This is a genomic window from Priestia sp. SIMBA_032 (genome assembly GCF_046535215.1).
Classification (GTDB): Bacteria; Bacillota; Bacilli; order Bacillales; family Bacillaceae_H; genus Priestia; species Priestia aryabhattai.
In genome coordinates this window covers 1-262 of the sequence record NZ_JAWRXD010000903.1, presented here as the reverse complement: position 1 = coordinate 262, position 262 = coordinate 1, and the positions used below count along the sequence as shown (strand labels likewise).

The 262-nt window shown below is 29.4% G+C and carries 1 pseudogene; it reads left to right on the top strand.

The annotated features are described in order from the left end of the window. Nucleotides 1-115 precede the first annotated feature (115 nt). A pseudogene (locus tag SB717_RS36940) lies at nucleotides 116-262 on the top strand (phosphate-starvation-inducible protein PsiE); the annotation flags it as partial.

The window sequence follows — 262 nt, the reverse complement described above, 5'->3', positions numbered from 1 at the left end:
CTAAATCTTCCCTACACTGGAAACAACAAAGGACGAATATATGATTTAACTTCTTTCCAATCGTAATTTTGCTATAATAAATAAGTACTTATACGAAGGGGAGTCTAAAGAGAAAATGAAGTCATTTAATATCGATCATGTTATAGCTAGTGTTTTGCAATGGATATTAAATATAGCTTTAATTATATTATCCATTGTGTTATCAATTTTCTTAGTGAATGAGACGATCACGTTTGTGCAGTATATTTTTTCGTCAAAAGAG